General features: G+C 73.3%; 27 protein-coding genes. 10 read left to right on the top strand and 17 right to left on the bottom strand.

The genetic code is table 11. From position 1 onward, the window contains the following. The first annotated feature begins 16 nt into the window (after positions 1 to 16). Positions 17 to 700 (top strand): spermidine synthase, encoded by a 684-nt coding sequence (locus EXE59_RS08985; protein ID WP_246056650.1) that lies wholly within the window; start codon positions 17 to 19, stop codon positions 698 to 700. A 16-nt stretch (positions 701 to 716) separates the two neighbouring features. Here EXE59_RS08985 and EXE59_RS08980 read toward each other — a convergent pair whose 3' ends face one another. From EXE59_RS08980 to EXE59_RS08970, 3 genes are read right to left on the bottom strand one after another with little or no spacing between them, the layout of a single operon-like run. Further along, the gene (locus EXE59_RS08980) at positions 717 to 2624 is read right to left on the bottom strand and encodes a penicillin-binding transpeptidase domain-containing protein (RefSeq protein WP_168218458.1); all 1908 of its coding nucleotides are present in this window, start codon (positions 2622 to 2624) and stop codon (positions 717 to 719) included. A 56-nt stretch (positions 2625 to 2680) separates the two neighbouring features. Continuing rightward, positions 2681 to 3223: an SRPBCC family protein gene (locus EXE59_RS08975; RefSeq protein ID WP_135838596.1), complete on the bottom strand. Its 543-nt coding sequence runs from the start codon at positions 3221 to 3223 to the stop codon at positions 2681 to 2683. Then, complete coding sequence (locus EXE59_RS08970) at positions 3220 to 3594, bottom strand: ArsR/SmtB family transcription factor (RefSeq protein WP_168218457.1); 375 nt, start codon at positions 3592 to 3594, stop codon at positions 3220 to 3222. The genes EXE59_RS08975 and EXE59_RS08970 overlap by 4 nt, the downstream gene beginning before the upstream one ends. 157 nt (positions 3595 to 3751) lie before the next feature. Here EXE59_RS08970 and EXE59_RS08965 point away from each other — a divergent pair, with 157 nt between their 5' ends. The 3 genes from EXE59_RS08965 (at position 3752) to EXE59_RS08955 (ending at position 6330) form a co-directional block, all read left to right on the top strand. Next, positions 3752 to 4090 (top strand): hypothetical protein, encoded by a 339-nt coding sequence (locus EXE59_RS08965; RefSeq protein WP_135838594.1) that lies wholly within the window; start codon positions 3752 to 3754, stop codon positions 4088 to 4090. Between the two features lie 105 nt (positions 4091 to 4195). Then, positions 4196 to 5578 (top strand): class II fumarate hydratase, encoded by a 1383-nt coding sequence (locus EXE59_RS08960; protein ID WP_135838593.1) that lies wholly within the window; start codon positions 4196 to 4198, stop codon positions 5576 to 5578. A 71-nt stretch (positions 5579 to 5649) separates the two neighbouring features. After that, positions 5650 to 6330 carry a DUF4396 domain-containing protein gene (locus tag EXE59_RS08955; RefSeq protein ID WP_246056648.1) on the top strand — a complete coding sequence of 227 codons (681 nt, stop codon included), beginning with the start codon at positions 5650 to 5652 and terminating at the stop codon, positions 6328 to 6330. Between the two features lie 194 nt (positions 6331 to 6524). On the opposite strand, the gene EXE59_RS08950 is transcribed toward EXE59_RS08955, so the two are convergent. From EXE59_RS08950 to EXE59_RS08940, 3 genes are all read right to left on the bottom strand, one after another. After that, positions 6525 to 7148: an aggregation-promoting factor C-terminal-like domain-containing protein gene (locus tag EXE59_RS08950; protein ID WP_135838592.1), complete on the bottom strand. Its 624-nt coding sequence runs from the start codon at positions 7146 to 7148 to the stop codon at positions 6525 to 6527. Positions 7149 to 7487: 339 nt separating this feature from the next. Then, positions 7488 to 8831, bottom strand: a complete 1344-nt coding sequence (gene phoH2 / locus EXE59_RS08945; protein WP_135838591.1) for an RNA 5'-3' helicase PhoH2 — start codon at positions 8829 to 8831, stop codon at positions 7488 to 7490. 219 nt (positions 8832 to 9050) lie between these two features. After that, entirely contained in the window at positions 9051 to 9830 is a 780-nt protein-coding gene (locus EXE59_RS08940) for an isoprenyl transferase (RefSeq protein ID WP_246056646.1), read from the bottom strand. 94 nt (positions 9831 to 9924) lie between these two features. Here EXE59_RS08940 and trhA point away from each other — a divergent pair, with 94 nt between their 5' ends. Continuing rightward, entirely contained in the window at positions 9925 to 10650 is a 726-nt protein-coding gene (gene trhA, locus EXE59_RS08935; RefSeq protein ID WP_168218456.1) for a PAQR family membrane homeostasis protein TrhA, read from the top strand. 104 nt (positions 10651 to 10754) lie between these two features. Continuing rightward, entirely contained in the window at positions 10755 to 11153 is a 399-nt protein-coding gene (locus EXE59_RS08930; RefSeq protein WP_135838589.1) for a hypothetical protein, read from the top strand. On the opposite strand, the gene EXE59_RS08925 is transcribed toward EXE59_RS08930, so the two are convergent. The 5 genes from EXE59_RS08925 to EXE59_RS08905 all read right to left on the bottom strand — a co-directional run bounded on the left by EXE59_RS08925 (position 11140) and on the right by EXE59_RS08905 (position 16175). Further along, the gene (locus EXE59_RS08925) at positions 11140 to 12063 is read right to left on the bottom strand and encodes a DUF1353 domain-containing protein (RefSeq protein WP_135838588.1); all 924 of its coding nucleotides are present in this window, start codon (positions 12061 to 12063) and stop codon (positions 11140 to 11142) included. The two genes, EXE59_RS08930 and EXE59_RS08925, sit on opposite strands and share 14 nt — an antisense overlap. Positions 12064 to 12110: 47 nt before the next feature. Further along, positions 12111 to 13271, bottom strand: coding sequence for a phosphatase PAP2 family protein (locus EXE59_RS08920; protein WP_135838587.1), 1161 nt, complete (start codon positions 13269 to 13271; stop codon positions 12111 to 12113). A gap of 68 nt (positions 13272 to 13339) precedes the next feature. Continuing rightward, on the bottom strand, positions 13340 to 14413 hold the full coding sequence (locus EXE59_RS08915) for a hypothetical protein (protein ID WP_135838586.1): 1074 nt from the start codon (positions 14411 to 14413) through the stop codon (positions 13340 to 13342). Beyond that, the gene (locus EXE59_RS08910) at positions 14410 to 15663 is read right to left on the bottom strand and encodes a beta propeller repeat protein (protein WP_135838585.1); all 1254 of its coding nucleotides are present in this window, start codon (positions 15661 to 15663) and stop codon (positions 14410 to 14412) included. The genes EXE59_RS08915 and EXE59_RS08910 overlap by 4 nt, the downstream gene beginning before the upstream one ends. Beyond that, positions 15660 to 16175 (bottom strand): SigE family RNA polymerase sigma factor, encoded by a 516-nt coding sequence (locus EXE59_RS08905; protein ID WP_135838584.1) that lies wholly within the window; start codon positions 16173 to 16175, stop codon positions 15660 to 15662. The genes EXE59_RS08910 and EXE59_RS08905 overlap by 4 nt, the downstream gene beginning before the upstream one ends. A 445-nt stretch (positions 16176 to 16620) precedes the next feature. Between EXE59_RS08905 and EXE59_RS08900 the strand changes: the two genes are divergently transcribed. Further along, the gene (locus tag EXE59_RS08900) at positions 16621 to 17610 is read left to right on the top strand and encodes a YihY/virulence factor BrkB family protein (RefSeq protein ID WP_135838583.1); all 990 of its coding nucleotides are present in this window, start codon (positions 16621 to 16623) and stop codon (positions 17608 to 17610) included. A 6-nt stretch (positions 17611 to 17616) separates the two neighbouring features. On the opposite strand, the gene EXE59_RS08895 is transcribed toward EXE59_RS08900, so the two are convergent. The 4 genes from EXE59_RS08895 to EXE59_RS08880 are packed head-to-tail and all read right to left on the bottom strand — an operon-like array spanning position 17617 to position 20031. Next, the gene (locus tag EXE59_RS08895; RefSeq protein ID WP_135838582.1) at positions 17617 to 18267 is read right to left on the bottom strand and encodes an HAD family hydrolase; all 651 of its coding nucleotides are present in this window, start codon (positions 18265 to 18267) and stop codon (positions 17617 to 17619) included. Beyond that, entirely contained in the window at positions 18264 to 18722 is a 459-nt protein-coding gene (locus tag EXE59_RS08890) for a PTS sugar transporter subunit IIA (protein ID WP_135838581.1), read from the bottom strand. Before EXE59_RS08890 ends, EXE59_RS08895 begins: the two co-directional genes overlap by 4 nt. Beyond that, entirely contained in the window at positions 18719 to 18952 is a 234-nt protein-coding gene (locus tag EXE59_RS08885; RefSeq protein WP_056908300.1) for a PTS sugar transporter subunit IIB, read from the bottom strand. Before EXE59_RS08885 ends, EXE59_RS08890 begins: the two co-directional genes overlap by 4 nt. A gap of 26 nt (positions 18953 to 18978) precedes the next feature. Further along, positions 18979 to 20031 (bottom strand): SIS domain-containing protein, encoded by a 1053-nt coding sequence (locus EXE59_RS08880; RefSeq protein ID WP_246056644.1) that lies wholly within the window; start codon positions 20029 to 20031, stop codon positions 18979 to 18981. 94 nt (positions 20032 to 20125) lie between these two features. Here EXE59_RS08880 and EXE59_RS08875 point away from each other — a divergent pair, with 94 nt between their 5' ends. Genes EXE59_RS08875 through nagA form a run of 3 tightly spaced genes read left to right on the top strand, consistent with a single transcriptional unit; the run spans position 20126 to position 23279 of the window. After that, positions 20126 to 20896 carry a GntR family transcriptional regulator gene (locus EXE59_RS08875; RefSeq protein ID WP_135838580.1) on the top strand — a complete coding sequence of 257 codons (771 nt, stop codon included), beginning with the start codon at positions 20126 to 20128 and terminating at the stop codon, positions 20894 to 20896. Beyond that, on the top strand, positions 20893 to 22146 hold the full coding sequence (locus EXE59_RS08870; protein ID WP_342777201.1) for a PTS transporter subunit EIIC: 1254 nt from the start codon (positions 20893 to 20895) through the stop codon (positions 22144 to 22146). The genes EXE59_RS08875 and EXE59_RS08870 overlap by 4 nt, the downstream gene beginning before the upstream one ends. Positions 22147 to 22148: 2 nt before the next feature. After that, on the top strand, positions 22149 to 23279 hold the full coding sequence (gene nagA, locus EXE59_RS08865) for an N-acetylglucosamine-6-phosphate deacetylase (RefSeq protein WP_135841203.1): 1131 nt from the start codon (positions 22149 to 22151) through the stop codon (positions 23277 to 23279). A 7-nt stretch (positions 23280 to 23286) separates the two neighbouring features. Here the strand turns inward: nagA and EXE59_RS08860 are convergent, their stop codons facing one another. Together EXE59_RS08860 and EXE59_RS08855 are read right to left on the bottom strand one after the other, a co-directional pair. Beyond that, a complete protein-coding gene (locus tag EXE59_RS08860; protein WP_135838579.1) occupies positions 23287 to 24045 on the bottom strand; it encodes a hypothetical protein in 759 nt (252 codons plus the stop codon). After that, complete coding sequence (locus tag EXE59_RS08855) at positions 24042 to 26336, bottom strand: hypothetical protein (RefSeq protein ID WP_135838578.1); 2295 nt, start codon at positions 26334 to 26336, stop codon at positions 24042 to 24044. Before EXE59_RS08855 ends, EXE59_RS08860 begins: the two co-directional genes overlap by 4 nt. Positions 26337 to 26349 lie beyond the last annotated feature (13 nt).

Raw genomic sequence — 26349 nt, 5'->3', positions numbered from 1 at the left:
TGGGCAGGATGGTGGCGTGGACAGCGTCGAGGTGGAGCACACCGAGGTGGCCCGGGCCGAGACCGAGCGCGGCGACGTGGTGCTGCGGCGGCGTACGTCCGGCACCGCCCCCGACGTGCTCGAGCTGCGCGTCAACGGCGTCTTCGTGATGGACACCCTCGAGACCACGAGCGAGATCGAGCTGGCGGCACAGGCCCTCGACCTCGTCGACCGGCCCGCGTCGGTGCTCATCGGCGGCCTGGGCCTCGGCTTCACCCTCCAGCGCGTGCTCGCCGACCCGCGGGTCGAGCGGGCGGTCGTGGTCGAGATCGAGGAGCCGCTGGTCCGGTGGATGCGTGACGGCACCGTGCCGCACGGCCCGGCGCTGCTCGCCGACACCCGCGCCACGGTGGTCAACGCCGACATCGCGATGGCGATCGCGGAGGCACGGTCGACCTACGACCTGGTGCTGCTCGACGTCGACAACGGCCCGGGCTACCTCGTCCACGACGGCAACGAGGCGGTCTACGAGGAGCCGTTCCTCCGGCGCTGCCACGACGTGCTCGGCCCCGGCGGGGTCCTGGTGGTGTGGTCGGCGGCCGCCGCGCCGGACCTGCTCGAGGCGATGCGCGAGGTCTTCGGCGCGGTCGAGGAGCAGGCCCACGACGTGGTGCTCCAGGACCGGCCGGAGCAGTACTTCCTCTACCTGGCGCGGCGCTGACCCGCCTCGGGCCCGATCAGGACGCCGATCGGAGGAACGCCTCGAGCACCGGACCGGCGGTCTGCGAGCCCGACACCCCCGTCGCGACGAACACCGCGACGGCGAGGTCGCCGCGGGTGGCGATCATCCACGCGTGCGTCGGCAGCGAGCCGGACGCGTCGGGGGTGCCGTGCTCCGCCGTGCCGGTCTTGGCGCCGATCTCGCCCGGCACGTCCTGGAGGAACCGCCCCGACCCCGTGGTCACCACGGCGCGCATCAACCCGCGCAGCGTGCCCGCCTCGGCGCCGGTCAGCGGCACCTCGGGCGGCACCTGCTGCACCTCGTGCTGGGGCAGGAGCACCGGCAGCACCGCGCGGCCGGCCGAGACCGAGGCGGCGACCGTGGCCATCGCGAACGGGCTGGCCAGGACGGTGCCCTGACCGATCATGTCGGCGGCCGCGCCGGTCTCGGTCTCCGGCGGCGGCACCTGCCCGAAGTAGACCGGGAAGCCGAGGTCGTGGTCCGTGCCGAGCCCGAGCGCCTGGGCGGCTGCGGCCAGGTCGCCGGCAGCGAGCCGTCCGGCGTTGCCGATCAGCGCGGTGTTGCAGGACTGCGCGATGGCCTGGGTGAGGGTGATGTCGCCGATCGCGGAGGCCGGGTAGTCGTCGTAGTTCGTGAACGAGCGCCCGTCCACGACGGTCGTGGGCGGGCAGGACACCACCTCGTCGACGCCCATCCCGCTGCGCAGGAGGGCGAGCGAGCTGACGACCTTGAACGTCGACCCGGGGGCGTACTGCCCGGTCGAGGCGAGGTCGGCTCCGGCGGCCCCGGTCCCGTTGGCGCTGGCAAGCACGGCCCCGTCCGAGGGCCTGATCGCGACCAGCGCGGCGGCGGGCGCGCCGTCACCGAGGGTCGCGAGGGCCTGCTCGGCCCGGTCCTGCAGCGCCGGGTCCACGGTGGTGGCCAGGTCCGCGCCGTCGGTGGCCGGCGCCTCGAAGAGCGTGCGCAGCCGGTCGTCGGCGTCGCGGGCGACGACCGCCGTGCCGGGTGCACCCCGCAGCTGCGCGTCGTAGCGCGCCTGCAGCCCGGACAGGCCCACCTCGTCGCCAGCGACGATCGCGCCTCCCGACTCCTCGACGATCTCGGCGGTGGCCGGCCCCACCCGCCCCAGGAGGGCGGCGGCGAACTCGCGCGTCGGGGCGAGCGGGAGCGTGTCGTTGACAGCCAGCGCGCCGGGGACCTTGCGGAAGGCCGGCAGCACGTCGCGGGCGTCGTCCTCGCGCAGCACGACCGCCTCGACGAAGGCCTCGGCGCCCATCGCCTCGGCCCGGGCGACGTACGCCGCCGCGTCGACGTCGAGGATCCGGGCGATGCGGCGGGCGCTGCGGGCCACCTGGGGGCCCTCGACCTTGGTCTTGTCGAGGCCGTAGCGCAGCACCGGTCGCTCGGTGACGAGGACGGCCCCGTCGGCCCCGGTGATGTCGCCGCGCGCGGGGGTGAGCGTGCGCAGCCCGAGGGTGTCGCCCTCGGCCAGGTCGGGGGCGAGGTCGTCGGGCGACCAGGCGACCTGCCAGGTGCTCCCGTCGCCTCCCTGCGTCAGCGCCACCGAGGTCTCGTACTCCCAGGCCGCGCCGTCCGCGACCTCCCAGCGCCAGGCGAGCGTGGCGTCGGCGCGCCCCTCCTCCTCGACCACGGCGACGTCGACGACGTCGACCGCGACCGGGACGTCCTCGAGCGGGGCGACGAGCTCGGCGAAGGTCGTCCGCACGCTCTCGTCGAGGAGCGGGATCTCCCCGAGCGAGTGGTCGGAGAGCGCCGCGGCGAGGTCGTCGGCGAGGTCACCGGCAGGGTCGCCGTCCTTCCCGCCGAGGGCGGTGCAGCCTGAGCCGGTCACCACCAGCACGCCGGACAGCACGACAACCACCCCGAGACGCAGACTCCCCATGCGTCCCATCCTCCCAGCCCGGCCGGGCCACCACACAAGCCGGCGGCCGAGACGCCTCAGCCGAACAGCTGGCGGTAGTGGCTCGAGCCGGGCGCGTACGCCTCCCAGTCGATCGCGGCGATGTCGTCACCCGACACGGCGGCGACCAGCCGGTCGAGGTAGTAGTCCCACCCCGGGCCGGTGCTCGCGGCCATGTCGACGCCCGTCGAGCCGGGCGCGAGAACCTGGACGAACCGCAGCGAGGTGACCCCACCGGTCTCCTCGAGCTCGAGCTCCATCTCCCACACGGCCCGCTCGCCCGAGCCGTCCTCGCTGAAGGGTTGCGGCTCGCGGCTCCGGACCGCGAAGCGATGCGGTGGCTCGCACGCAAGCACGTCCATCTCCTCTGCCGGGACGTCGTCGCCCTCGGCCGTCATCCGGAACGTCACCGACCCGGCCCCGGGATCGCCGCTCCACGTGCCGATCCAACGTTCCATGCGCGCCGGGTCGGTGCAGGCCGCCCACACGTCGTCGACGGGCGCCCGGAACTCGCGCTCGATGACGAGCAGGGTGCGGCCGTCGCGCTCCTCGGGGCGGCCGGTCATCAATGTGGTGCTCATGCGGTGTCCTCCTGGGGGGATGGGTGATGGCTCGCGGCGTCGGACGTCGACCGGCGCTCGCGTCCGGTGCGACGAACCTCGAGGTCGAGGCCGTCGAAGGCCGACTCGGTGAACCGCGGCTGCGGCTCCAACGTGGCGAGCCAGTCGGTGAGGACCTCCAGCCCGGCGCGGTCGAGCCGGTAGTGCCGCTCGCGTCCGCGGTCGTCGGCGAGCACCAGCCCTGCCTCGGCCAGCACCCGCAGGTGCCGGCTGATCGCGGGCCGGCTGATCGCGTGGTCTGCGGCGAGGTCCACGACACGCGCCGACCCGCGCGCCAGGCGTACGAGCAGGTCGCGGCGCACCGGGTCGGCGAGTGCGGCGAACGGGTCCACGCAGTATTGGTAACTCATTGGTTACCAATACGTCAAGATCGGAGGTTCGCCCGAGAGGGTGGACAGACTTCGGACACACATTGGACAAACCCTCGACAAGCCGCTGGCGGTGTGGTGCTTTGGAGGTCCAGCCCTTGACCCCCACAAGGAGACAGACATGTTGCGCAGCACCCGCACCGCCACCCGCACCGCCACCTCCACCGCCTCCCTCGCCGCCCTCTCGCTCGGCGTCGCCACCGTCGTGCTCGCCCCGGCGGCGGCCCAGGCCAAGCCCGACACGGACTGCATGCGGGCCGGCATCAGCACGCTCAAGTCCGAGGGCCTGTTCTCGACGGTCGCGAAGTCCGGCCTTCCGATCGCGGCCGCGGTGTCCTACGGCGTCGCCCCGCGCGAGGGCACGGACGTCGCGTCGCTGCCCGACCCGCTGCCCCTCAGCGTCGTGCTCGCCGACCACCGCGCCGGCGACGACAGCCTGTTCATCTACCCCTGGTGCTGACCTCCCCTGCAGCACCTCTCCCACGGACGCCTCGCTGACTCTCCCCCGGATCGGCGGGGCGTCCGCCATGTCCCGCCCCGCCGGGTGAGGAGTAGCGTCGAGCGCGTGAACGAGACACGCATCGAGCACGACTCCATGGGCGAGGTCGAGGTGCCTCGCGACGCCTTGTGGCGGGCCCAGACCCAGCGCGCGATCGACAACTTCCCGATCAGCGGCCTCACCCTGCAGCCCCGGCACGTCCAGGCGCTGGCCCACGTCAAGGCGGCCGCAGCGACGGCCAACGCGGCGCTGGGGGTCGTCCGCCACGACCAGGCGCAGGCCATCGTCGCCGCCGCCGACGCCATCGTGGCGGGCGAGCACGACAGCGAGTTCCCCATCGACGTCTTCCAGACCGGGTCGGGCACCAGCTCCAACATGAACGCCAACGAGGTGATCGCGACGCTCGCGGCCCGGGCCGGGGTCGAGGTCCACCCCAACGACCACGTCAACGCCTCGCAGAGCAGCAACGACACCTTCCCCACGAGCATCCACGTGGCGGCGACCCTCGCCGTGGTCGACGACCTCCTGCCCGCGCTCGACCGGCTGGCGACGGCGTTCGAGGCCAAGGCCGACGAGTTCGCCGAGGCGGTGAAGTCGGGGCGCACGCACCTGATGGACGCCACGCCGGTGACGCTGGGACAGGAGATGGGGGCGTACGCCGCCACGCTGCGACTCGGCGCCGAGCGGCTCGAGGCGGTTCTCCCCCGGGTCCGCGAGCTGCCGCTGGGCGGCACGGCCGTCGGCACCGGCATCAACACGCCGGCAGCCTTCGCCGAGCGCGCGATCGCGGCGCTCGCCGAGCGGACCGGGCAGCCGTTCACCGAGGCGCGCGACCACTTCGAGGCCCAGGGCACCCGCGACTCGCTCGTCGAGCTGTCGGGCGTGCTGCGCACCGTCGCCGTCGGCCTCACCAAGGTCTGCAACGACCTCCGCTGGATGTCGTCGGGACCCACCACCGGGCTCGCCGAGATCCACCTGCCCGACCTCCAGCCGGGGTCGAGCATCATGCCCGGCAAGGTCAACCCCGTGCTGCCCGAGGCGACGCTGATGGTGTGCGCGCGGGTCGTCGGCAACGACGCGACGATCGCGTGGGCCGGGGCGTCCGGCAGCTTCGAGCTCAACGTGATGATGCCCGTGATGGCCCACGCGCTGCTCGAGTCGATCCGCGTGCTGTCCACCTCCACGGTCCTGCTCGCGGACCGGTGCGTCGACGGCATCACCGCCGACACGGAGCGGATGCGGCGCTACGCCGAGTCCTCCCCGTCCGTGGTCACTCCCCTCAACGCGCACATCGGCTACGAGGAGGCCGCCAAGGTGGCCAAGAAGGCGCTGGCCGACGGCGCCACCATCCGCGAGACCGTGATCGAGATGGGCTACGTCGAGCGCGGCGACCTCACCGAGGAGCAGCTCGACGCGGCCCTCGACGTGGACTCGATGACGGGCCGCTGACCCGCCCTACCGGACGGAGGGTGGATCGGCACCCCTTGACCTCTATACCCCCCAGGGGTATGCTTCGAGCCATGGACCAGCACGCACTCCACGCGTCGCACGGCGAGGCGCCGCACGATGCGCACCACGACATGGGCACCCACGCCATGGCGCTCTCCGCCACGCTCCACTGCCTCACCGGCTGTGCCATCGGCGAGATCCTCGGTCTGATGATCGGCACCGCGCTCGGGCTCGGCAGCCTCGCGACGATCGCCATCGCGGTCGGGCTGGCCTTCCTGTTCGGCTACGCCCTGTCGACCCTGCCGCTGCTGCGCGCCGGGCTGGGCGTCGGCGCGGCACTGACCGTCGTGCTCGCCGCCGACACCCTGTCCATCGCGACCATGGAGCTCGTCGACAACCTGGTCATGGCCGTCATCCCGGGCGCGATGGACGCGGGCCTGGTCAACCCGGTCTTCTGGCTCTCCATGATGCTCGCGCTGACCGCCGCCTTCTTCGCGGCGTGGCCGGTGAACCGCTACCTGCTGGCGCGCGGCAAGGGGCACGCGCTCACCCACGGCTACATGGACGCGGAGCCGGTCGGCGCCCGCAGGTTCATCCCCGCCCTGACGACCGCGACCCTGGTCGCAGCCATCGTCGCGTTCATGCTGGGCGGGCTGGTCGTCTCGATCGCCGACGACCTCGGCGCGTCACCCACGACCGGGCACGCCGCCGAGACGGGTCGTGGTCAGCTCGCCCTCCTGCGGTCGAGCTGACCACGTCTCCCCAACCCCCCGGTTGGCCCAAGCGCCGTCGGCGGGCCGCTCGCGTCGGGACCGACGAACGGCATCGCTGATCTCTCAGGTGCATCCTGACGGCGCGACACCGGGAGGCGCAGCCGAATCGGGTCGCACTAGGCCGATCGGTTGGACCAGTGGTCCAGCTCCCGGCACCCGATCGGCCGGCGGTGTCAGTACCAGCCGTTGCCCTGCTTGAAGCTCCAGGCGCTGCACGGGGTGCCGTAGGTGTCCTGGATGTACTCCAGCCCCCACCGGATCTGCGACTCGGCCGACGTCATGTAGTCGGCCGGCAGGTCGTGCAGCTGGGTCAGTGCCTGCGGGATGCCGTAGGCCGACGAGGTCGGGTTGTCGGCGTCGACGCGCCAGTCGGACTCGCTGACGTAGAGGGAGTCGAGGCAGGAGAACTGGTCGGAGGAGAAGCCGTACGCCGGCAGCAGCGCGCGGGCGATGTCGCGCGGGTCGCCCTCGGAGAGCCGCTCCGACCTCGTGACGCCCGACCCGCCGCTCATCTCGAGCGCCGCGGCCTTGGTGGCGTCCGTACGCCGGGCCGAGCGCGACACGACCTGCCGGCCGGGGCGCTGCTCGGACCGGGCGGACCGGGCGGACCGGGCGGTGTCAGCCGTCGGCGCGGCTGTCGCGACCGGCTCGGCGGGGGTGGTGGTCGCCATGTCGGCGGCCGCGGGGGTCAGTGCGTCGGGATCCTGGGAGAAGAGCCCACCGGTGACGCTCACGCCGGTCGCGGCGGCGGCGAGCCCGGTGAGGGCGACACTCGTGCGCAGGGCTCGGCGGGGCACACGCGCAGCCTTGTGCTTGCCGGGGGCACGGTGCTTCGGGACGTGCTTGTCAGACTTCGACACAGGAGCTCACGGGGGTTGACGACAGGGGGGATGCACGCCGGGTCGTACAGGGGTGACGTGCGGCAACCGGGCCGTTCGGAGCCGGCGGGACGGGGCGGTGCGGGGGGTCCCTGCGTCCTGCCGACGACCAAGATCACGAAACGGTCACGAGCCACCATGCATGAGCCCCGAGACCCACGCAAACCGAACCCCACAATTGCCAGCGCCCCTTGCGTCACACCGTTCACACCGATCCCGTACGCCCCGGCAGTCACACCGGGGCGTACGGGAGGTGGGTCACAGCGTGACGTCCTCCAGCATCTCGGTCACCAGCGCCGCGATCGGCGAGCGCTCGGAGCGGGTGAGGGTGACGTGGGCGAAGAGCGGGTGGCCCTTGAGCTTCTCGACCACCGCGACGATGCCGTCGTGGCGTCCCACCCGCAGGTTGTCGCGCTGGGCGACGTCGTGGGTGAGCACCACCTTGGAGTTGGCGCCGATGCGCGACAGGACGGTCAGGAGCACGTTGCGCTCCAGCGACTGGGCCTCGTCGACGATGACGAAGGCGTCGTGGAGCGACCGGCCGCGGATGTGGGTCAGCGGCAGCACCTCGAGCATCCCGCGGTCCATCACCTCGTCGATGACGTCCTTGCCGGTGAGCGCGCCGAGGGTGTCGAAGACCGCCTGGGCCCACGGCGACATCTTCTCGTTCTCCGAGCCGGGGAGGTAGCCGAGCTCCTGGCCGCCGACGGCGAACAGCGGGCGGAAGACCACGACCTTCTTGTGCTGGCGCCGCTCCATCACCGCCTCGAGCCCGGCGCACAGTGCCATGGCCGACTTGCCGGTGCCGGCGCGACCGCCGAGCGAGACGATGCCGACCTCGGGGTCGAGCAGCATCTCCAGGGCGACCCGCTGCTCGGCGGAGCGCCCGTGGATGCCGAAGGCGTCGCGGTCGCCGCGCACGAGGTGCACCCGCTTGTCGGCACCGACGCGACCGAGCGCCGTGCCGCGCTCCGAGAGCAGCACGAGGCCGTTGTGGCAGGGCAGGTCGCGGGCGTCGGCGAGGTCGATCACGCCGTCCTCGTAGAGCTCGTCGAGGTCGGCGGCCGGCACCTCCAGCTCGGTCATGCCGGTGTAGCCGGAGTCGCTGATCGCCTCGGCGCGGTACTCCTGGGCGTCGAGACCGACGGCCGAGGCCTTGATCCGCAGCGGGAGGTCCTTGGAGACGAGCGTCACCCGGTGGCCCTCGTCGGCCAGGTTGCGGGCCACGGCGAGGATCCGGGTGTCGTTGTCGCCCAGCCGGAAGCCCGACGGCAGCGAGGCGGCGTCGGTGTGGTTGAGCTCGACCCGCAGCGTGCCGCCGTCGGTGCCGATCGACACGGGCTCGTCGAGGCGGCCGTTGACGACGCGCAGGTCGTCCAGCGCCCGCAGGGCCGAGCGGGCGAAGAACCCGAGCTCGGGGTGGTGGCGCTTGCCCTCGAGCTCGGTGATCACCACCACCGGGAGCACGACCTCGTGCTCGGCGAAGCGGGTCAGCGCGCCCGGATCGGCGAGCAGGACGCTGGTGTCCAGGACGTAGGTCCGACGGTCACCGTCGGTGGAGCCGGGCGATGCGGAGCTGCTGGGTGAGGACTTGCTGGCCACGACTAACCCCTTGCTGCGGGTCGGCGCGCGCACTCCTCGCCCGGCCCGATGTCATTCAACGGACCGGAGAGCTCCCATCTGAGTGCCCAAGGTTTCCTCCCGGTTCGGCAAGCTTCCCCACCTGCCGATACCGGCGAAAGTACGCCCGCCGCGACCCCGATCCGGGGCGACACGCCCGAACGCGAGGTGACGGTCGGATGACGTCTCCGGTCGAGGCGCTCAGCCGCCGAAGCGGCGCTCGCGCGCGGCGTACGACCGGATCGCGCGCAGGAAGTCGACGCGTCGGAAGTCGGGCCACAGCGCCTCGCAGAAGTAGAACTCCGAGTTGGCCGACTGCCACAGCAGGAACCCGCCGAGGCGCTGCTCGCCGGAAGTGCGGATCACCAGGTCGGGGTCGGGCTGGCCCTTGGTGTAGAGGTGCTCGGCGATGTGCTCGACGTCGATGATGTCGGCGAGCTCCTCCAGCGACGTGCCCCTTGACGCATGGTCGGCGAGCAGCGCGCGTACGGCGTCGGCGATCTCGCGCCGCCCGCCGTAGCCGACCGCGACGTTGACGAGCAGCCCGTCGATGTCGCGCGTGGCCTCCTCGGCCGCCTTGAGCCGCTCGGCCGTCCCGGTCGGCAGCAGGTCGAGCGCGCCCACCGGGTGGATCCGCCAGCGACCGGCCTCGGCGAGCGACTCGACGGCGCCCTCGATGATCGCCAGCAGACCGGTGAGCTGCTCGGGCGGGCGGTTGGTGAGGTTGTCGCTGGAGAGCAGCCACAGCGTGACGACCTCGACGCCGACCTCCTCGCACCAGCCGAGGAGCGGGCGGATGTTGTCGGCACCGGCCTGGTAGCCCTCGGCGGTGTTGAGCCCCACTGCCTTGGCCCAGCGACGGTTGCCGTCGAGCATCACGCCGACGTGCTTCGGGATCTGGTCGTGGGGCAGGCGCTTCACCACCCGGGACTCGTAGGCCGGGTAGAGCACCCGTCGCACGGCGTCCTTCACGTTGACCACCGACCGATCGTAACGCCGTGTGACCGGTGACTCCGCGACGGCGACTGCGCGCCTGACCGCAGAGCGGGTATTTTCCTCCCATGGAGACCGTCGCATGACCCCGCGCGACCGCGTCGAGCACGCCGTGGAGCGTGCGGGCGAGGTGATGGCCGACAAGATGGCCGAGGTCAAGCCACACCTGCGCGGCTGGCTGCACGCCGCGACCGCACCGCTCGCCCTCGCGGCCGGCATCGTCCTCGTCGCGATGTCGCCGACGGCCTCCACCCGCATCGGCTCGGCGGCGTTCGCACTGTCCGCGCTCCTGGTGTTCACCGTCTCCGCGATCTACCACCGCGGCACCTGGTCGCCGCGCACGTGGGCGTTCCTGCGCCGCTTCGACCACGCCAACATCTTCGTGCTCATCGCCGGCACCTACACGCCGTACGCCCTGCTCTTCCTCGACGGCTCGGCGCGCACCACGCTGCTGGTCGTCGTCTGGGCCGCAGCGATCGGGGGCGTGCTGTTCCGGGTGTTCTGGACCGACGCGCCGCGCTGGCTCTACACCCCGATGTACATCGCGCTCGGCTGGGCGGCCGTCTTCTTCATCCCGCAGTTCATGGAGGGGGCCGACAGGTTCAGCAGCGGGGTCGCGATCGCGACGCTCGTGCTGGTGGCGGTCGGCGGCGTGCTCTACACCCTCGGCGGTGTCGTCTACGGGCTCAAGCGGCCCAACCCCTCGCCGCGCTGGTTCGGCTTCCACGAGGTCTTCCACTCGTTCACGGTGCTCGCGTTCGCCGCGCACTACGTCGGCGTCTCGCTCGCGACCTACTCCCTGCGCTGACCGGCGCGACGTCGTCGCCCAGGTGAGGTCGCTCACGATCGGAAACGATCGGCGGGCGCGGAGCGTCGTACAGGGGAAGCCCTGTCCCCCACCCCCACCGCGAGATGCCTGACTCCCCCTCCCTCCGTCGTGACGAGCCCGACCGGAACGACCGCCAGCCCCTCCTCGACCTCAGCCTCCCGCAGCTCGTCGCCGGCGCCACCGCCGCGGCGACGTCGGCGATCCTCATCAGCCGGCTCGACCTCCTCGGCACCGTCATCGGCGCCGCCTTCGCCAGCGTCGTCTCGGCGATCGTGACGTCCGGGCTCGTCGGCGGGTGGCACCGCGTCCGGACGGTGCCGAGCCGGTTCCCACGCAACGTCAACGGCATGGTGGTGACCGCGGTCGCCCTCGGCCTGGTCGTCGTCGCGGGCCGCGCGGGGTTCGAGCTCGTCATGCAGGACCTGCCAGGCGACACCTTCGCCGCGCGCTGGCTCGCCGAGATCGGCGTCAACCGAGGCTGAGCACGGCGAAGACCACCAGCGACCCGACCACCACGACGCCGGCGAGGGCCCACGCCGCGAGCGACGAGCGCCGGGCCAGTCGCTCGAGCAGGACGTACGCCGCTGCGATCAGCGCCAGCCCGAGCGTGACGTGGAGCAGCACGGCGAGCATCACCCCGGCGATCGCGCCCGCCATCCGCAGCCGCCCCCAGAGCAGGCTCAGCGCGAGCGGCAGCACCACGGCGCCGGCGAACCCGCCGGCCACCTCGGCCCACCACGGCCGGTCGCCCATCCACGGCACGTCGACCGCACCCGCCCAGGACCGGTCGAACAGGTCGCTGGTCGCGCTGTAGCCGAGGTAGACGATCGAGGCGATGGTGACCCCGGCCGCGCCCCGGTAGGACCAGTGCGTGGCCCGCGACCACGGGACGGACCGTCCGACGAAGATCGTCGCGACGGTCACCGCGGTCCACACGATCCAGCGACGGACCACGCCGGTGCCGGTGTCGGCCATCGCGTCGCGGAAGACCCGGTCCGCCTCGACCCGGTCGACCTCGTGCCCGTCGGTGGAGACGTAGGACGTGGGGTCCCCGCGGCCGGCGACCAGCGCGTCGTGGAGCAGCGCGGCCGGCAGGTGGGCGCCGGTCTTGGGCACCAGCCAGGTGAACAGCGCCGGCACCGATGTCAGGTCGGTGCGGAAGTCGGCGTGCGAGGGCACGAGGAGCTCGCCGAGGTGCCGGTCGAGGTAGGCGATGCGTCGCTCGAGCTCGAACAGCTCGACGCCCTCCTCCGCGTGCCGCTCGAGCACGATGCGCGGGTCCGAGCCGGGGTCGGGCGGCTCGCCCGGACCGGCCTCGGTGGTCAGCGTCCCGCCGTCGTAGAAGCGGCGGGGCTGCTGCTCCACCTGCGTCATGTGGTCCCGAGCCGTCATGACCCCAGTCTGGCGGCGCCGACCGACACCCGGCCACCGCGCCGTGCTCAGCCGCAGGTGCGCCTGGCGACCGTGTGGCCGATCAGGTAGGCGTCGTCCATGGCGTCGCGGAAGTGGATGCCTCCCCAGATGCGTGACATGAAGGCCTCCTGCTCGAGTGCCGCCAGGCTGGCGTACGTGCGGGGAGCACCTGCTCCGTTCAACGTCAGCGCGATGTCACCGAGGTGGCAGCGCACCGTCTCGGCGAACGCACCGGTCAGCGTCCCGTGGCCGCTCGGGTAGTCGGGGTACGGCGGCACCGGCAGCACCGGCGTCCACCCGGGCACCGTCTCGGTGAGCGGGTCGCCGTCGTCTGAGGTGAGCGCCGCGCTGGGTCGCCAGAAGCCCTCGGTGAACTTGTGCCGCCACGTCTGCCGCATGCCCTCGGCGGTGGCGCGGTCGAGGTCGGCGAACAGGTCCGTCACCTCGGTGAGCTCGAGCGGGTGCGCGCGCAGGTGGGTGATCAGGGCGTTGCGGTAGAGCGCGAACGCCGGCACGTTGAAGAACGTCGCCGTCGCGGCCTTGACGGGGTCTGCCCCGGAACGACCGTCGTCCCGGGCCTCGGCCAGGTCGGCGCGGTAGGCGGCGCTGCCGACCGGGTCGGGACCGTCGACGACGACGGGGCGACCACCGTCGACACGGTCGACGAAGCCGTACCAGGGCGTCGCCATGGGCCGCGGGTCGACCCACACGCCCACGCCGGGCTGGGCGGTGTAGACGATGGAGGGGTCACCTCGACCGTCGCCCTCGCGCGACGCGATGACGTCCGCCGCCGCCTCCGCCCCGATCCGGGAGCCCCTGGTCTCGGCGGGACCGTCGGGCACCTGGGCGAGGCTGGCCTCGAGCCTCGCGCCGAGGGCACCGGCCGAGCCGGGGAAGTACTCCACGAGCACGTCGTGCGCTGCGCGGGCGACGGCGGCGACCTCCGACGAGCTCGCCGTCCTGAGGCTCTTGCGGGCGGCCCGGTCGACCGCCGTGCTGGTGAACGAGAGGTAGAGGGCCTGCGCCGGCGAGAACGGCACGGTCGTGAGTGCTGCACCCTGCCAGTCGAGCGCCGTCTCGGCGGACGTGGCGGGTCCGGCTGCGGCGGGCACGCCCGGAGCGGCGACGAGCCCCGCGGCGAGGGCCGCGGTGGTGAGGCCGGAGAGGTAGCGGTGGATGCGGTACATGTCTGTCTCCTCTGGTGTGCGGGTGTGTCCCGAGGGGGAGGTCCCGAGGTGCTCGTGGCGCCGTTCGTCTACGGGTTGGGCAGGGCGACAGCGCCCCGGTGGTCGAGGTCCGTGCAGGATCGCGTCGAGGCCGAGCAGCTGGTCAGCGTCCACGGACCGTCGGGAGCGCGGCGGTTCGTCAGCATCACCGCGACGTCGCCGTAGGCCCACGAGAAGAAGGCGTAGGTGGACTGCTCGAAGGGCTTCCAGGTCTCGCCCGAGCGGAGGTCGGTGAAGGCGACGCCGTGCGTCCCGTCCGCGATCTCGGCCGTGAGCAGCCACCAGCCGTCCGGGCTCAGGCGGCCCGGGTACTCGAGCACCGCGTCGACGGCCGTGGTGCCCTCGGTCTCATCGCTGTCGTAGACGAAGGTGCCGCGTCCTCCGTGCGCGTGCCCGCCCACCCACGCGGCGGTGTGGCTGCTCAGGTCGACGAAGCGCCGGGCCGTGCCGGACGACGGCCGCGGGTGCCACGGCGACTCCGAGGTCCCCGCGACGAGGTCTCGTCGGGCCACCGCATAGGACGCATCGCCGCCGTAGCGCCACACCACCTGCGTCGGCGACACGTGGACCCAGCCGTTCCCGTGGCCGACGTGCTCGGCGTACTCCGCGCGATCGCTCACGCCGACCGGCTCCCGCGTGCGCGAGAGCACCTCGTCGCGCACCGTGTCGTAGACGACCAGCTCGTCTCCGTCGAACCAGGCTGCGGTGTCGCCCTCCGTGTCTCCACCCGGCCCGGCGGCGGTGCTCCTGCCCACCACCCGCGGCGAGTCGCCCCACGGGTGGAACCAGACCCGGCCGTCGCGGTGGTCGCGGTAGAGCGCACCCGTGCGCACCAGCGCCAGGTGCCTCGTCGCGGCGCCGCCGACCATCCCCTCCTCGGCCCCCAGCGGGACCGCGGTCGGCTCCACCAGCTCGCCGCGGTGGAGTCCGTCGGCGTCCCACCACACCGGCGCGGAGCTCCCCGGCTCGAACGCCGCCGGCGCACCGCCCGTGGACGACTCCCCGGGCGCCGGTTCGGAGGTCGGGTCCGCGGCCGGATCCCCCGCGCAGCCGGCCAGCGCCAGCACCAGCAGGACGCCCATCGCACGTGGCACTCGTCTCATCGCCAGTCCTCCAGCCTCGTCCACGTCGAGCCCGCGTCCTCGGAGATCCCCACGACGCCCTCGCCGCTCGCGAGCACGCGACCGGCGACGGTCCGCACGTCCGCGCCGCCGATCGAGTCGGCCGGCGCGGGCGCGGCGAGCACCTGCCGGAAGGCGTCGTCGCCACTCGCGGCCCGCCACACCACGGTCCCCCGCTCGCTGTCGACGGCGATGAACGATCCGTCGGGCGCACACCGGACCTTCCACCACTGGTCCGCGGTCGGGGCGTCGTACGACGTCACCTGCCAGGTGGCGCCGCCGTCCGTGCTGGAGTGGATGTCCACACTCGCCCCCGGCGCGGCGACGGACCACAGGGCCATCAGGCCGGGCCCGCAGTCCAGGACGTAGTCGCCGTACGACGCGTCCGCGAGCGTGCGCACCTGCCGTGCACCTCCGGTCCCCCACCAGACCTCGAGCCTGCCCGTCCCGCCGACGGAGCGCGGCTCGGGGTTGGCGCCCCACGGCACCACGTCGGGTCCCGGAGGCACGGCCGATCCGTCCCACTCCTCGGGCCAGACGTACGCCGTCGCGGCGTCCGGGTCGAGTGCGCACCAGGCCGAGCGCCAGCCGCCGTCGGCGCACTGGAACCAGAGGCGCTCGTCCTGCGGGAGGACCTCGCGGCGGACCCGGTCGACGCCCCGCACGGATCCGTCGGCACCGACGAGCCACTCGTCGGTGTGGTTGACGTGGGAGAGCAGGAAGACGTCGTCACGTGGGCTGAGGGCCTGGTAGGCCGCCGGCTGCAGTCGCGGGACCGAGACGTAGGTCGTGGTCCGGTAGGCGTCCGTGGTCACCGCGACACCGGTGCGCCCGTCAGCTGCCCACACGGCCAGGCGGGTGTCGGGGTCGCCGGCCGCGACCGCGGTGGCGCGCGCCCTCGCGCGCTCGTCGAGCACCACCTCCCGTGCGGACAGCGCGTCCGGGCTCCACACCGGCTCCTCGTCGGTGGGCGTGCTGGTGGGTGTGCTGGTGGGCGTGCTGGTGGGCGGCGGCACGGGCACGACGGGCTGGGGGGAGCTGTCGGCGCGGCCGTCCACCAGGAGGGCACCGGTGGTGACGGCGGCCAGGGCGGCGGCCGCCACCACCGCCGCCTGCGTACGCCGCCGCCGGGCCCGCGCACCGCGGTGCAGCGCGCCCAGGTCGACCTCGGGGGGCACGAGGTCCGCGGCGAGTCCGCGCGCCGCGTCGCCGAGGACCTGGTCGAGGCTCATGGCGTCGCCCCCTCGCTGGGAAGGGCCGGTTCGCCGAGGACCTCGAGCAGGCGACGGTGGGCCGCGTGGCTGTGGCTCTTCACGGTCCCGGTCGCCACGCCCAGGGTCTCGGCGATCTGTGCCTCGGTCAGGTCCTCGTAGTAGCGCAGCACCATGACCGCACGCTGGCGTGGGGGCAGGGCCAGCACCGCCTGCCAGACCCGCTGGTGCTCGACGACCTCATCGAGGTGACCGCCCCACGCAGGGTCGTGGTGCAGCAGCATCGGGGTCTCCCGCGACGACTTCTTGCGCCACCACGACGCCGCCCGGTTCACCACGACCTTGCGGGCGTAGGCGAGCGGCGAGGCCATCTGGTCGATGCGCGACCAGCGCTGGCAGATCCTGACCAGGGAGTCCTGCAGGACGTCCTCCGCGCGCTGGTAGTCACCTGTCATCAGGTAGGCGGTGCGGAACAGCGTGGCGCTGTGGGCACGCACGAAGTCGGCGAAGCGCTCCTCCTCGTCGGGTCGCATCTCGCCTCCCTCCGGCCACCGCGGTCCTCTGACACCGCTTGAATGCCGATGCGCGGGAGATGGGTTGGGTCCGCACGACGACAGACCCGCAAATTCTCCTTCCGCACACTCGCGCGAGCGCCTCGGAGGCGCGGTCGGACGGGCGAGGTCTAGACCTGCCGCGGTCCCGGCGGCGCCAGGGCCCCCCGCCCCAGGTCCCTGAGCTGGGCCCCCAGCCGGCCCACGCGCGCAGGAGCTGGGACTGGCCTCGACGACCGATGCCGCGACAGCGACGCCGAGCGAGATCGCCGAGCAGGCACGGGCGAGCCTGGCCGACGACGCGATGGGCCGGCGCTGCCGGGAGGTCGCGGCCGAGCTGCGCTCGCTCCCCGACGTGGGGTCGGCCGTCACCGCTGTCGTCCGGGCAGCTTCCTGACCTGCACGCGAGGAGGCCTAGGGTGCGCCCATGACCACCGCTCGGACCGTGCCCGTCACCACGGAGATGGACGGTGACGAGCTGGACGCGCTCGACGCGTGGCACCTCGCGCGGGAGCACGGGCTGAAGAAGATCGCGGTGGAGTCGTTCGTCCGGTTCCGCTACGGCGACGGCTTCACCAACTCGCGCGCGCTCGCGCTCCAGGCCTGCCTCGCCCTCGTCCCCTTCATGCTCGCCCTGACCGGGCTGGCCTCCGACCTCGACGAGGAGCGTCCGGCCGCCGTCGTCGCGCACGTGGTCGACTCGCTCTCACCCGGTTCCGGCGACGGAGACGCGCTCGCCTCGGCGATCGACGACTCGGACACGTCCGAGCTCGCCGGGGAGGTGGCGCTCTTCTTCGGCCTGGGCTTCGCGCTCCTGTCGATGACGACCGCCATGGCCCAGGTGGAGCGCGGCGCCAACCGCATCTACGGCATCCGGCGCGACCGCAAGGCGCTCCACAAGTACGGCCGCGCCGCGGTCCTGACCGCCGTGCTCGCCGTGCCCGTCGGCGTCGGGTTCGTCATGATCGTCGGCGGGCTCGCCCTCGGCGACGCGATGGCCGAGAACTACGGGTGGTCCGAACGCTCGGTCCTCTGGTGGAACGTGTTGCGCTGGCCGCTCGGCCTGGGCCTGCTGGTGTTCGCGATCGCGGTGCTGCTCGACCACGCGCCGCGACGCCGCCAGCCCGCCTTGTCGTGGCTGGCCCTCGGGTCGAGCATCGCAGTCGTCCTCACCGGCCTCGCGACGGCCGGGCTGGCGGCGTACGTCTCGCTGAACGGGTCGTTCGGCAGCGTGTACGGCCCGCTCGCCGGCGTCTTCGCCCTGCTGCTGTGGGCGCTGCTCTCGTCGATCGCGTTCTTCTACGGCACCGCCGTGTGCGCGCAGCTCGAGGCGCTGCGGGCCGGGGAGGCCTCCCCGGCGCTCGACGACCCGGGGCGCCCGCACGCCCGTACGGTGGGCGACCGGGTCACCGACTGACCGGGATCACGACGGCAGGAGGGCCAACAGCGGGCGGAGGTCGTCGTGCACCTCGACCGCGCCTGCAGCGCTGAGCTGCTCGCGCACGTGCGTCGTACGGATGCCGTGCACGCGGCGCACGCCGGCGCCGAGCGCCGCCCGCACGCCCGCCGGCGAGTCCTCCGCGGCGACCGCGTGCGCAGCCTCGACGTCGAGCCGCTCGCAGGCGAGGGCGTAGCCCGCCGGGTGGGGCTTGCCGTCGACGACGTCACGCGCGGTGACGACGAGGTCGACGCCGTCCAGGGGCAGGGACAGCGCCGCCAGCGAGCGTTCCACCCAGTCGGGGCCGGCGGATGTGACGATCGCGAGCGGTACGCCCGCCGCGCGGGCCGCGACGAGGAGCTCGCGTGCCCCTGGCACCGGGGCCGGCGGCTCGTCGGGGACGAAGGCGACCACCTCGCGGGCCAGCCCGGTCGGGTCGAGCCCGGACCAGGGCCCGGGCTCGACGGCGAAGACGTCCTCGGCGCGGCGGCCGGTGAAGATGGCGAGGTCCGGCAGCTCCCAGCCGCGGTGGGCGAACCACGCCTCGTAGGACGCGCGGTGGAGCGGCTCGGAGTCGACGAGGGTGCCGTCGAGGTCGAGCAGGAAGGCCGAGACCGCGACCGCGGGCCCGGTCACGGGGTCGCGAACAGCAGGTCGCCGGCGGCGACGGTCCCACCGATCGCGTCGCTGGTCACGGAGCCCTTCACGCCGTCCATCAGCACGACCGGCACGACCGGCGAGACGTCCTGGCCGCCGGCGGTCTCGGGCAGGGCGGCCGGGTCCCACGTGATCATCGGGTCGCCCGCGGCGACCTCGCTGCCCTGCGTGGCGAGCACCTCGAAGCCCTCGCCCTCGAGGCGGACGGTGTTGATGCCGAGGTGGACCAGCACCCCGACGCCGTCGCCGAGCACGACGAAGGCGTGCGGCAGCACCTTGAGGACCGTGCCGGCGATGGGCGCCACGACGGTCGTGAGGCCTGGGTCGGGCTCGATGGCGACGCCGGGTCCGACCATCTCCTCGGCGAACACCGGGTCGGGCACGTCGGCCATCGCGACCACGCGGCCCGGGCACGGCGAGAGTACGTGCGTCACATCAGGTCCTCGATGTCGTCGGCCAGGTTGTCGGCCTCGGGGCCGACGACGACCTGGACGACGGTGCCGGAGGCCATCACGCCGTGGGCGCCGGCGGCCTTGAGGGCGGCCTGGTCGACCAGCGAGCCGTCCTTGACCTCGGTGCGGAGCCGGGTGATGCAGGCCTCGATCTCGACGACGTTGTCGGCGCCGCCGAGGCCGGCCAGGATCTGCTCTGCCTTGCTGCTCATGTCATGACCTTTCGTGGGGAGTGGTGTCAGCGGTCGGTCTGGGTGACCTTGTTGAGTCCGCGGGGGTTGTCGGGGTCGAGGCCGAGGCGTCGGGCCATCTGCTCGATCATCATCTGCGACGGGACGATCGAGGCGATCGGCTCGACCGTCTCGGGCAGGTCGGGGCCGGCGAGGTGCAGGTCGCAGAGCCCGGCGAAGTCAGCGGTGCCGCCGATGCCGAGCACGCGGGCACCGCGCTCCTGGAGGTCGCGGACGAGGTCGGCCATCGGCTCCGCGAGCGGTCCGGTGGCGGAGGCGACCAGCACGGCCAGCAGGCCCTCGGTCACGACCGAGATCGGGCCGTGGCGTAGGTCGGCGTACGAGTAGCCGCGCACCGGGCGCAGGCACGTCTCCTCCATCTTGAGCGCCGTCTCCAGCGCCGTGCCGAGCAGCAACCCGCGTCCGGACACGACCACGCGGTCGGCGCCCGCGAGCGCCTCGGCCGCAGCCGACACGTCGGCGTCGAGCAGTCGCGCCACGACGTCCGGCACCCGCTCGAGGTCGCCGGCCAGCGACGACTCGGCGCCGAACGCGTCGGCGAGGACGGCGAGGGCGACCAGCTGCGTGAGGTACGTCTTGGTGGCGGGCACCGCGACCTCGGGACCGGCCTGCGTCACGAGCGCCACGTCGGCGGCGTCGGCCAGCGGCGACCCGGCCACGTTGGTGACGGCGACCGTCGCGGCGCCGCACGCGCGGGCCCACTCCTGGGTCTCGACGATCTCGGCGGTGGCGCCCGACTGCGACACCGAGACGACGAGCGAGTCGGACAGGTCGAGCCGCGCGCGGTAGTGCGTGGCGACGCTGGGCGCGGCCAGTGCGGAGGGGATGCCAGCCGAGACCTCGAGCAGGTAGCGGCCGTAGATCGCGGCGTTGTCGCTGGAGCCGCGCGCCACGAGGAGCACCCGCCGGCGACCGGTGAACGCCTCGCGCAGCCGCTCCTGCTCGGGCCGCAGGTGCGCGAAGGTGCGGCGTGCGGCGTCGGGCTGCTCGGCGATCTCGGACGCCATCCGGGTGGCGGTGGTCCTGGCGGTGCTGCTCATGCGAGTCCTTGACAAGGTCGGTGTGCGGGAGCCATGCTCCCAACTGGTACGTACCAGACCGTACCAATGGATCGACTCAGAGTCGAGAGGTGAGATGGCCCGCAGGATCGACGACGGCCCCCGGCCCAAGCACGCGCAGCTCAGCGACGCACTGTCCGAGCTGGCGACCCGCGACCTCGGTCCCGGCACGGCCATCCCGTCGGAACGCGAGCTGATGGCGACCTACGACGTCTCCCGCGACACGGTGCGCAAGGCGATCAACGGCCTGGTCGCCGACGGGCTGCTGCAGCGCATCCAGGGCAAGGGCACCTTCGTCGCCCGGCCACGCGTCGAGAGCCACCTGCACCTTGCGTCGTTCTCCGAGGACATGCGCCGCCGAGGGCTGACCCCCTCGACCCGGCTGATGCGCGTCGACGAGGAGCGGCCGCCCGCGGACGTCGTGAAGTCGCTCCGCCTGGGAGCGCGCGGCACGGCGTGGCGCATCGACCGCGTACGCCTCGCCGACGGGCAGCCGATGGCGATCGAGCAGGGGTGGTATCCCTGCAAGCTCCTGCCCGGCCTCGACACCGCCGACCTCACGGGGTCGCTCTACACGCTCTTCGCCGACCAGTACGGCCTGGTCATCGACGCTGCCGAGCAGACGCTGTGGGGCGAGGCCGCCGAGGGCGCGACCGCGCGCCGGCTCGAGGCACCCGTGCACACGCCCCTCCTCGTCTTCCGCCGCGTCTCGAGCGCGGCCGGCCGACCTGTCGAGCACGTCGTCTCGCGCTACCGCGGCGACCGCTACCAGGTCCACATGAGCCTTGGCGCCACCCCGGGCGCCACCGGGAAAACCAGCACCACCAGAAGGGATCGATCCTCGTGACAACCCAGGACGCCGCCGCGAGCGGCACGACCGGGCGCAGGTTCAACCTCGCGCCCCTGCAGAAGTTCGGCCGGAGCCTGATGCTCCCCATCGCGGCGCTGCCGGTCGCGGCACTCCTGCTGCGCCTCGGCGCCGACGACCTGCTCGGGCCCGATGGCCTGGGCTGGGACAGCGTGGCCGCGGTCATCGGTGCGGCGGGAGGAGCGCTGTTCGCCAACCTCCCGCTCCTCTTCGCCGTCGGCATCGCCATCGGCATGGCCCGCAAGGCCGATGGCTCGACCGCCCTCGCTGCCGTGGTCGGCTACCTGGTCTTCAAGGGCGTCGGCGACGCGATGTCCCCCGTCATCCTCGGTGAGCCCGAGGGCGACGCCGCCCAGGAGCTCATCAACTACGGCGTCCTCGGGGGCATCGTGATGGGGCTCGTTTCCGCCTGGCTCTGGCAGCGCTACCACAGGATCTCCCTGCCTCCCTACCTCGCCTTCTTCGGCGGGCGGCGCTTCGTCCCGATCATCACCGCCTTCGCCGCCGTGGCGATCTCGGTAGCGATGAGCTTCGTCTACCCCGCCTTCGACTGGGCGATCACCGGTCTGGGCGAGTGGGTCACCGACAACGCGGTCCTCGGCGGCTTCGTCTACGGCACGCTCAACCGGCTGCTGATCCCACTGGGCCTGCACCACATCCTCAACAACCCGCCGTGGTTCATCTTCGGCGAGTACACGCCGCCCGGCGGCGAGGCGGTCCACGGCGACATCGCCCGGTTCCTCGCGGGCGACCCGACCGCGGGCGCGTTCATGACCGGCTTCTTCCCGATCATGATGTTCGCGCTCCCGGCCGCCGCCCTCGCGATCTGGCACGAGGCCAAGCCGCAGCACAAGAAGGCCGTCGGCGGCATCATGCTCTCGGCCGCGCTCACTGCGTTCCTCACCGGCGTGACCGAGCCGCTCGAGTTCGCGTTCATGTTCGTGGCCTGGCCGCTCTACCTCATCCACGCGGTCCTCACCGGCACCTCTCTCGCGCTGGTCAACGCGATCGGGGTCAAGGACGGATTCGGCTTCTCGGCGGGTCTGTTCGACTACCTGCTCAACTTCAACATCGCGACCCAGCCGCTGCTGATCATCCCGATCGGCCTCGGATATGCGGCCCTCTACTACTTCCTGTTCCGGTTCGTGATCCGGAGGTGGAACCTCCGGACGCCGGGTCGTGAGGAGGAGGGCGAGGAGTCGCTGGCCGAGGCGGACACGCGCGCGTGAGCATGCTCCTCACGGCTCGACACGTGGTCACCCCGGCGCGGATCCTCGCGCCGGGGTGGCTGCTCCTCGACTGCGACCGCATCGTCGAGGTCGGCGAGGGCGCACCGCCGCGCCCCGCGGACGTCGACCTCGGCCCCGTCACGGTGACGCCCGGCTTCGTCGACCTCCACGTCCACGGCGGAGGCGGCGCCTCGTTCGACACCGGTACGGCTGACGCGGCCGCCGTCGCGGCCGACGCCCACCTCGCCCACGGCACCACGTCGATGGCCGCCAGCCTGGTCACCGACACCCCCGGCCGGATGGCCGAGGCGGTGCGCGAGCTGACGCTCCTGGTCGACGACGGGCGGCTCGCCGGCATCCACCTCGAGGGCCCCTGGCTCAGCCCGCGGCGTTCGGGCGCCCACCAGCCCGGTGCCCTCACCCACCCCACGCCGGGCGCGATCGACGAGCTGCTGACCGCCGGGCGCGGCGCCGTCCGGATGGTCACCCTCGCCCCCGAGCTGCCCGGCGGCCTCGACGCCGTGGGCCGTCTGGCCGACGCCGGCGTGCTCGTCGCGATCGGCCACACCGACGCGACGTACGACGAGGCGCGGGCCGCGATCGACGCGGGCGCCCGCCTCGGCACCCACCTCTTCAACGCCATGCGTCCCCTGCACCACCGCGACCCCGGCCCGGTCGGCGCCCTGCTCGACGCGCCCGTCGACGTCGAGCTGATCGCCGACGGGGTGCACCTGCACCCCGCCGTGCTCCGCACGGTCTTCACCGCCAAGCCCCGCCGTTGCATCCTCGTCACCGACGCGATGGCCGCGGCCGGCGCACCCGACGGCGACTACCGCCTCGGCCCGATGGCGATCGAGGTCCGCCGCGGCGTCGCCCGGCTGGCGGACGACAGCGGCGACGGCGCGATCGCCGGCTCGACCCTCACGATGGACGCGGCGGTCCGCTTCGCCGTACGCACCGCCGGGCTGCCACTGCTCGATGTCGTGCACGCCGCCAGCACCGCTCCTGCCTCCGCCTGGGGGATGGCCGACGTGGGCGCGATCGAGGCGGGCCGTCGCGCCGACCTCGTCGTGCTCGACGACCGGCTCGAGGTCGTCCGGGTGATGCGGGCGGGTGCCTGGCTCGACCGGTGACCCGGCCTCAGCCGGGCGTCGCGGCGCCGGACAGCAGGGCCACCGCGGTGGTGTCGCCCGAGCCTGCGACGGCGTCCGCTGCCGCGTCGGCCGCGAGGGCCAGCCGCTCGTCGCCGGGGAACAGCCCCGGCGGCAGGACCGACGCCAGCGCCGCGGCCACGGTCACCGCGTCGGTGGCACCGACGGCCTCGTCGACGACAGGCCCGAGGTCGGCCGTGACGGACGTGACCGTGGCCGACAGGAGGCGCGCCACGGGAGCCCCGGTGCGCGCGAGCAGGTCCAGCCTCTCGGCCGCCGAGCCGATCTCGCTCATCGAGCAGATGCTCTGCACGACCTCGGGGTCCTCCAGCGCCCGCCGGCGCGCGCGGCCACCATCGTCGTACGCCTCCGTGCGTCGGACCGACACCGGCGCCGACGCGACCTCGGCGTCGGGCCGGGGCGCGAAGGTGGCCACGACCGAGTAGTCGCCGGGGACGGGGAAGAGCCGCGCCGCGGGGGCGAGCAGCAGGGCGGACCCGACCAGCTCGTCGCCGGGGGCCAGCGTCACCTCCCGCCGGCCGGAGTCGACCGGCCACGGCCACTCGGCCCGGACCCGGTCCGCGCCCTCGCGTCCCACCCACACCGACAGGTCGCCCTCGGCCAGGTCGAGCCGGCTGCTCGTGACGACCGGTTCGGTGCCGTCGTTGCGCAACCGCACGACGACGACGAGCGCCTCGTCGAGCGGGAGCTCGGCTGGGGCGTCGAGGGTGAGGGTCAGTCCGGTCACCGCCCCGATGGTGCCACGAAGTCCGCGGCCAGCTCCTCCGCGAGGGCCAGGTCGGCCTTGGGCTTGCGGGCACGCTTCGCCCGGGCCAGCGCGTCGGCCACGACCGGTGCCTCGCGCTCGATCGGGCTCGGCACCGTCACCGCGAGCGTCACGAGCTCCTCGGCCGTGCGGCCCTGTGCGGCGAGGTCCATGAAGTGCTTGGCCTCCGCGGCACTGGCGGACCGGGTCCCGCCGGACCGGTAGTCCTGGTGCGTCCGGGCGAGCGAGTTGGCGAGGACGAGCGCTGCCGCCCCGCCCGTGTCGGTGTCCGGCTGTGCCTCGGCGACGGCCGCGAGCCCGGCCTTCACGGCCTCGTCGCGACCGAAGTCCCCGAGCGCGAACGCCACGCCCACGCCGGGGTCCAGGGTGACCGCGGCGACGCCGCGCTCCTCCTCGGTGCCGGCCATCCGTACGTGCACCGCGACCCGCTGGCTGCGTACGGCCGCCCAGCCGAGCGCGTCGAACTCCGCGCGCACGACGTGCCGGCCCGGGACGTCGAAGGTGACGCCCTCGCTGGTGAAGAACACCTGCACGTGCGAGGTGATCGACTCGCCGGGCTGCAGCACCGTGGTCTGCGGCGGGCCGCACGCGAGCACCACGTCGCGGACCTGCTCCACCTCGCCGCCGGGAAGGGCGTGCAGCAGCCGGAGGTCGCCCTCGGAGAGGTTGAGCCGCGTGCTCACCTCGCGCGGGGCGTCGCCGGTGTTGGTGAGCACGACCGCCGCGGTGACGTACTGGCCGACGAAGACCTCATCGGGCAGGCGCAGGTCGAGCGTCAGGTCGGCGGCGTCGTCCTGGTTGACGAGGCCCTCGGCGTCGGCCGGTTCCGGGAGGCCCGACGACAGGCTGCCGTGGCCCCAGCCGAACCCCTTCCAGCCGGGCCGCACCTGCGGGTCGGGCGAGTGGATCAGCGAGGTCCGGTCGTGCGCGCTGAAGGCGAAGGTCGCGTTGCCCGGGTAGGGGTTGGCCGCGGTGGCGAAGCCCATCACGTCACCGGTCTGGTTCATGATCTCGGTGCCCACCCCCGGGACGTGGACGTCGTGCTTGGGGTGGAACAGGTTGAAGGCGTGACCGGCCTCGTGGACGAGGGTGCGCAGGAACGCCGCCGGCACCTCGTCGAGCGGGCGGTTGCGGGCACCGGCCTCGATGATCGGCAGGTCCGACAACGTGGCGTCGGCGAATCCGACCGCACCCTCGCGCGGCACCGCGTCCTGGTCGAACATCACGCCGAAGGTCGTGCCCTGCGCCGATCCGACGAGCAGCCAGAGCCGCCACTGGTCGGCCGTGGCAGTGCCCCGGTGGGTGCTGAGCAGGGTCTGCAGCTCGGCGTTGGTCAGGGACGCGTCGTCGGGCACGGTGACCTCGTCGAGCGTGGTCGGGGTGTCCCAGCCGGCGGAGGCGTACACGTTCTGGAAGGTCGACGTGACGCCGCCCGCCGTCGTGGCGGACGCCGGCCACGCGCGGCCGGTCATCGCGTCGACCTCGACGCGGCACCCGCGGTAGAAGGTGGAGGTCTTCGTGGCGGTCAGCGCGTACCTGCGCCGGCCGATGGTGGCCGTGCCCTGCATGGTCGCGGGACGGAAGATCGGCTCGAGCAGCGGCTGGTGGCAGTGCAGCGTCATCCGTCCGGTGTCTGTCGACACGAAGTCCTGCGTGGTCCGGTCCCACAGGTGCCGCACGAACGAGAACGAGAGCTCGCCTCCCGACCAGCTGACGCCGGTCGAGCGGAAGTACCAGCTGTACTCGTTCTTCGGCAGCTGCGGGTACCAGCGCAGCGGCGGGAACAGGACGCCGCGCCGATCCTCGCTGACGTCGGCGACGTCCTCGCTCCAGTCCTCGCCCAGGTCCTCGCCCCAGTCCTCGTCGCCGTGGGCGGAGCCGTGGTCGCCGGGTCGGACGGGTCCACCGAAGGGGTGCGGGACGACGGGGCCGATGACGCCGCTGCGCCGTACGTACACGTCGCCGCTGATGCGCAGCGACGCCGGCCCGACCTCGATCCGCATCGGTCCGCGGACCTCGCTGAAGGGGAACGCCGGGACGAGCGGACGGACCTGGAGCAGCCACGACCCGTTGAGCCGGGCAGTGCTGCAGGGGCGGCGGAACCCGGGCGACGGAAGAGGAGCGTGCGGGAGCGTGGCGGGCGGCGACCCGAGCACCGACAGGTCGTCGACGAGGTCACCCTCCTCGTCGAAGACCAGGGCCGGCCTGCCCTGGCACCCGCAGGTCCCCGTACCTCGGTCGTGGTGCGTCATGGCGAGCCTCCCC

The sequence above is a fragment of the Nocardioides eburneiflavus genome (assembly GCF_004785795.1).
Taxonomy (GTDB): domain Bacteria; phylum Actinomycetota; class Actinomycetes; order Propionibacteriales; family Nocardioidaceae; genus Nocardioides; species Nocardioides eburneiflavus.
This window is presented reverse-complemented; position numbering and strand designations above follow the sequence as displayed.

Bases quoted from the DNA above. Each gene is read 5' to 3' on its own strand.
- EXE59_RS08925 (WP_135838588.1), bottom strand. From the start codon at position 12,063: ATGACGGCTCGGGACCACATGACGCAGGTGGAGCAGCAGCCCCGCCGC.
- EXE59_RS08915 (WP_135838586.1), bottom strand. From the start codon at position 14,413: ATGAGACGAGTGCCACGTGCGATGGGCGTCCTGCTGGTGCTGGCGCTG.
- trhA (WP_168218456.1), top strand. From the start codon at position 9,925: ATGACCCCGCGCGACCGCGTCGAGCACGCCGTGGAGCGTGCGGGCGAG.
- EXE59_RS08885 (WP_056908300.1), bottom strand. From the start codon at position 18,952: ATGAGCAGCAAGGCAGAGCAGATCCTGGCCGGCCTCGGCGGCGCCGAC.
- EXE59_RS08920 (WP_135838587.1), bottom strand. From the start codon at position 13,271: ATGTACCGCATCCACCGCTACCTCTCCGGCCTCACCACCGCGGCCCTC.
- EXE59_RS08930 (WP_135838589.1), top strand. From the start codon at position 10,755: ATGCCTGACTCCCCCTCCCTCCGTCGTGACGAGCCCGACCGGAACGAC.
- EXE59_RS08910 (WP_135838585.1), bottom strand. From the start codon at position 15,663: ATGAGCCTCGACCAGGTCCTCGGCGACGCGGCGCGCGGACTCGCCGCG.
- EXE59_RS08955 (WP_246056648.1), top strand. From the start codon at position 5,650: ATGGACCAGCACGCACTCCACGCGTCGCACGGCGAGGCGCCGCACGAT.
- EXE59_RS08975 (WP_135838596.1), bottom strand. From the start codon at position 3,223: ATGAGCACCACATTGATGACCGGCCGCCCCGAGGAGCGCGACGGCCGC.
- EXE59_RS08855 (WP_135838578.1), bottom strand. From the start codon at position 26,336: ATGACGCACCACGACCGAGGTACGGGGACCTGCGGGTGCCAGGGCAGG.
- EXE59_RS08900 (WP_135838583.1), top strand. From the start codon at position 16,621: ATGACCACCGCTCGGACCGTGCCCGTCACCACGGAGATGGACGGTGAC.
- EXE59_RS08965 (WP_135838594.1), top strand. From the start codon at position 3,752: ATGTTGCGCAGCACCCGCACCGCCACCCGCACCGCCACCTCCACCGCC.
- EXE59_RS08905 (WP_135838584.1), bottom strand. From the start codon at position 16,175: ATGCGACCCGACGAGGAGGAGCGCTTCGCCGACTTCGTGCGTGCCCAC.
- EXE59_RS08875 (WP_135838580.1), top strand. From the start codon at position 20,126: ATGGCCCGCAGGATCGACGACGGCCCCCGGCCCAAGCACGCGCAGCTC.
- EXE59_RS08980 (WP_168218458.1), bottom strand. From the start codon at position 2,624: ATGGGGAGTCTGCGTCTCGGGGTGGTTGTCGTGCTGTCCGGCGTGCTG.
- nagA (WP_135841203.1), top strand. From the start codon at position 22,149: ATGCTCCTCACGGCTCGACACGTGGTCACCCCGGCGCGGATCCTCGCG.
- EXE59_RS08880 (WP_246056644.1), bottom strand. From the start codon at position 20,031: ATGAGCAGCACCGCCAGGACCACCGCCACCCGGATGGCGTCCGAGATC.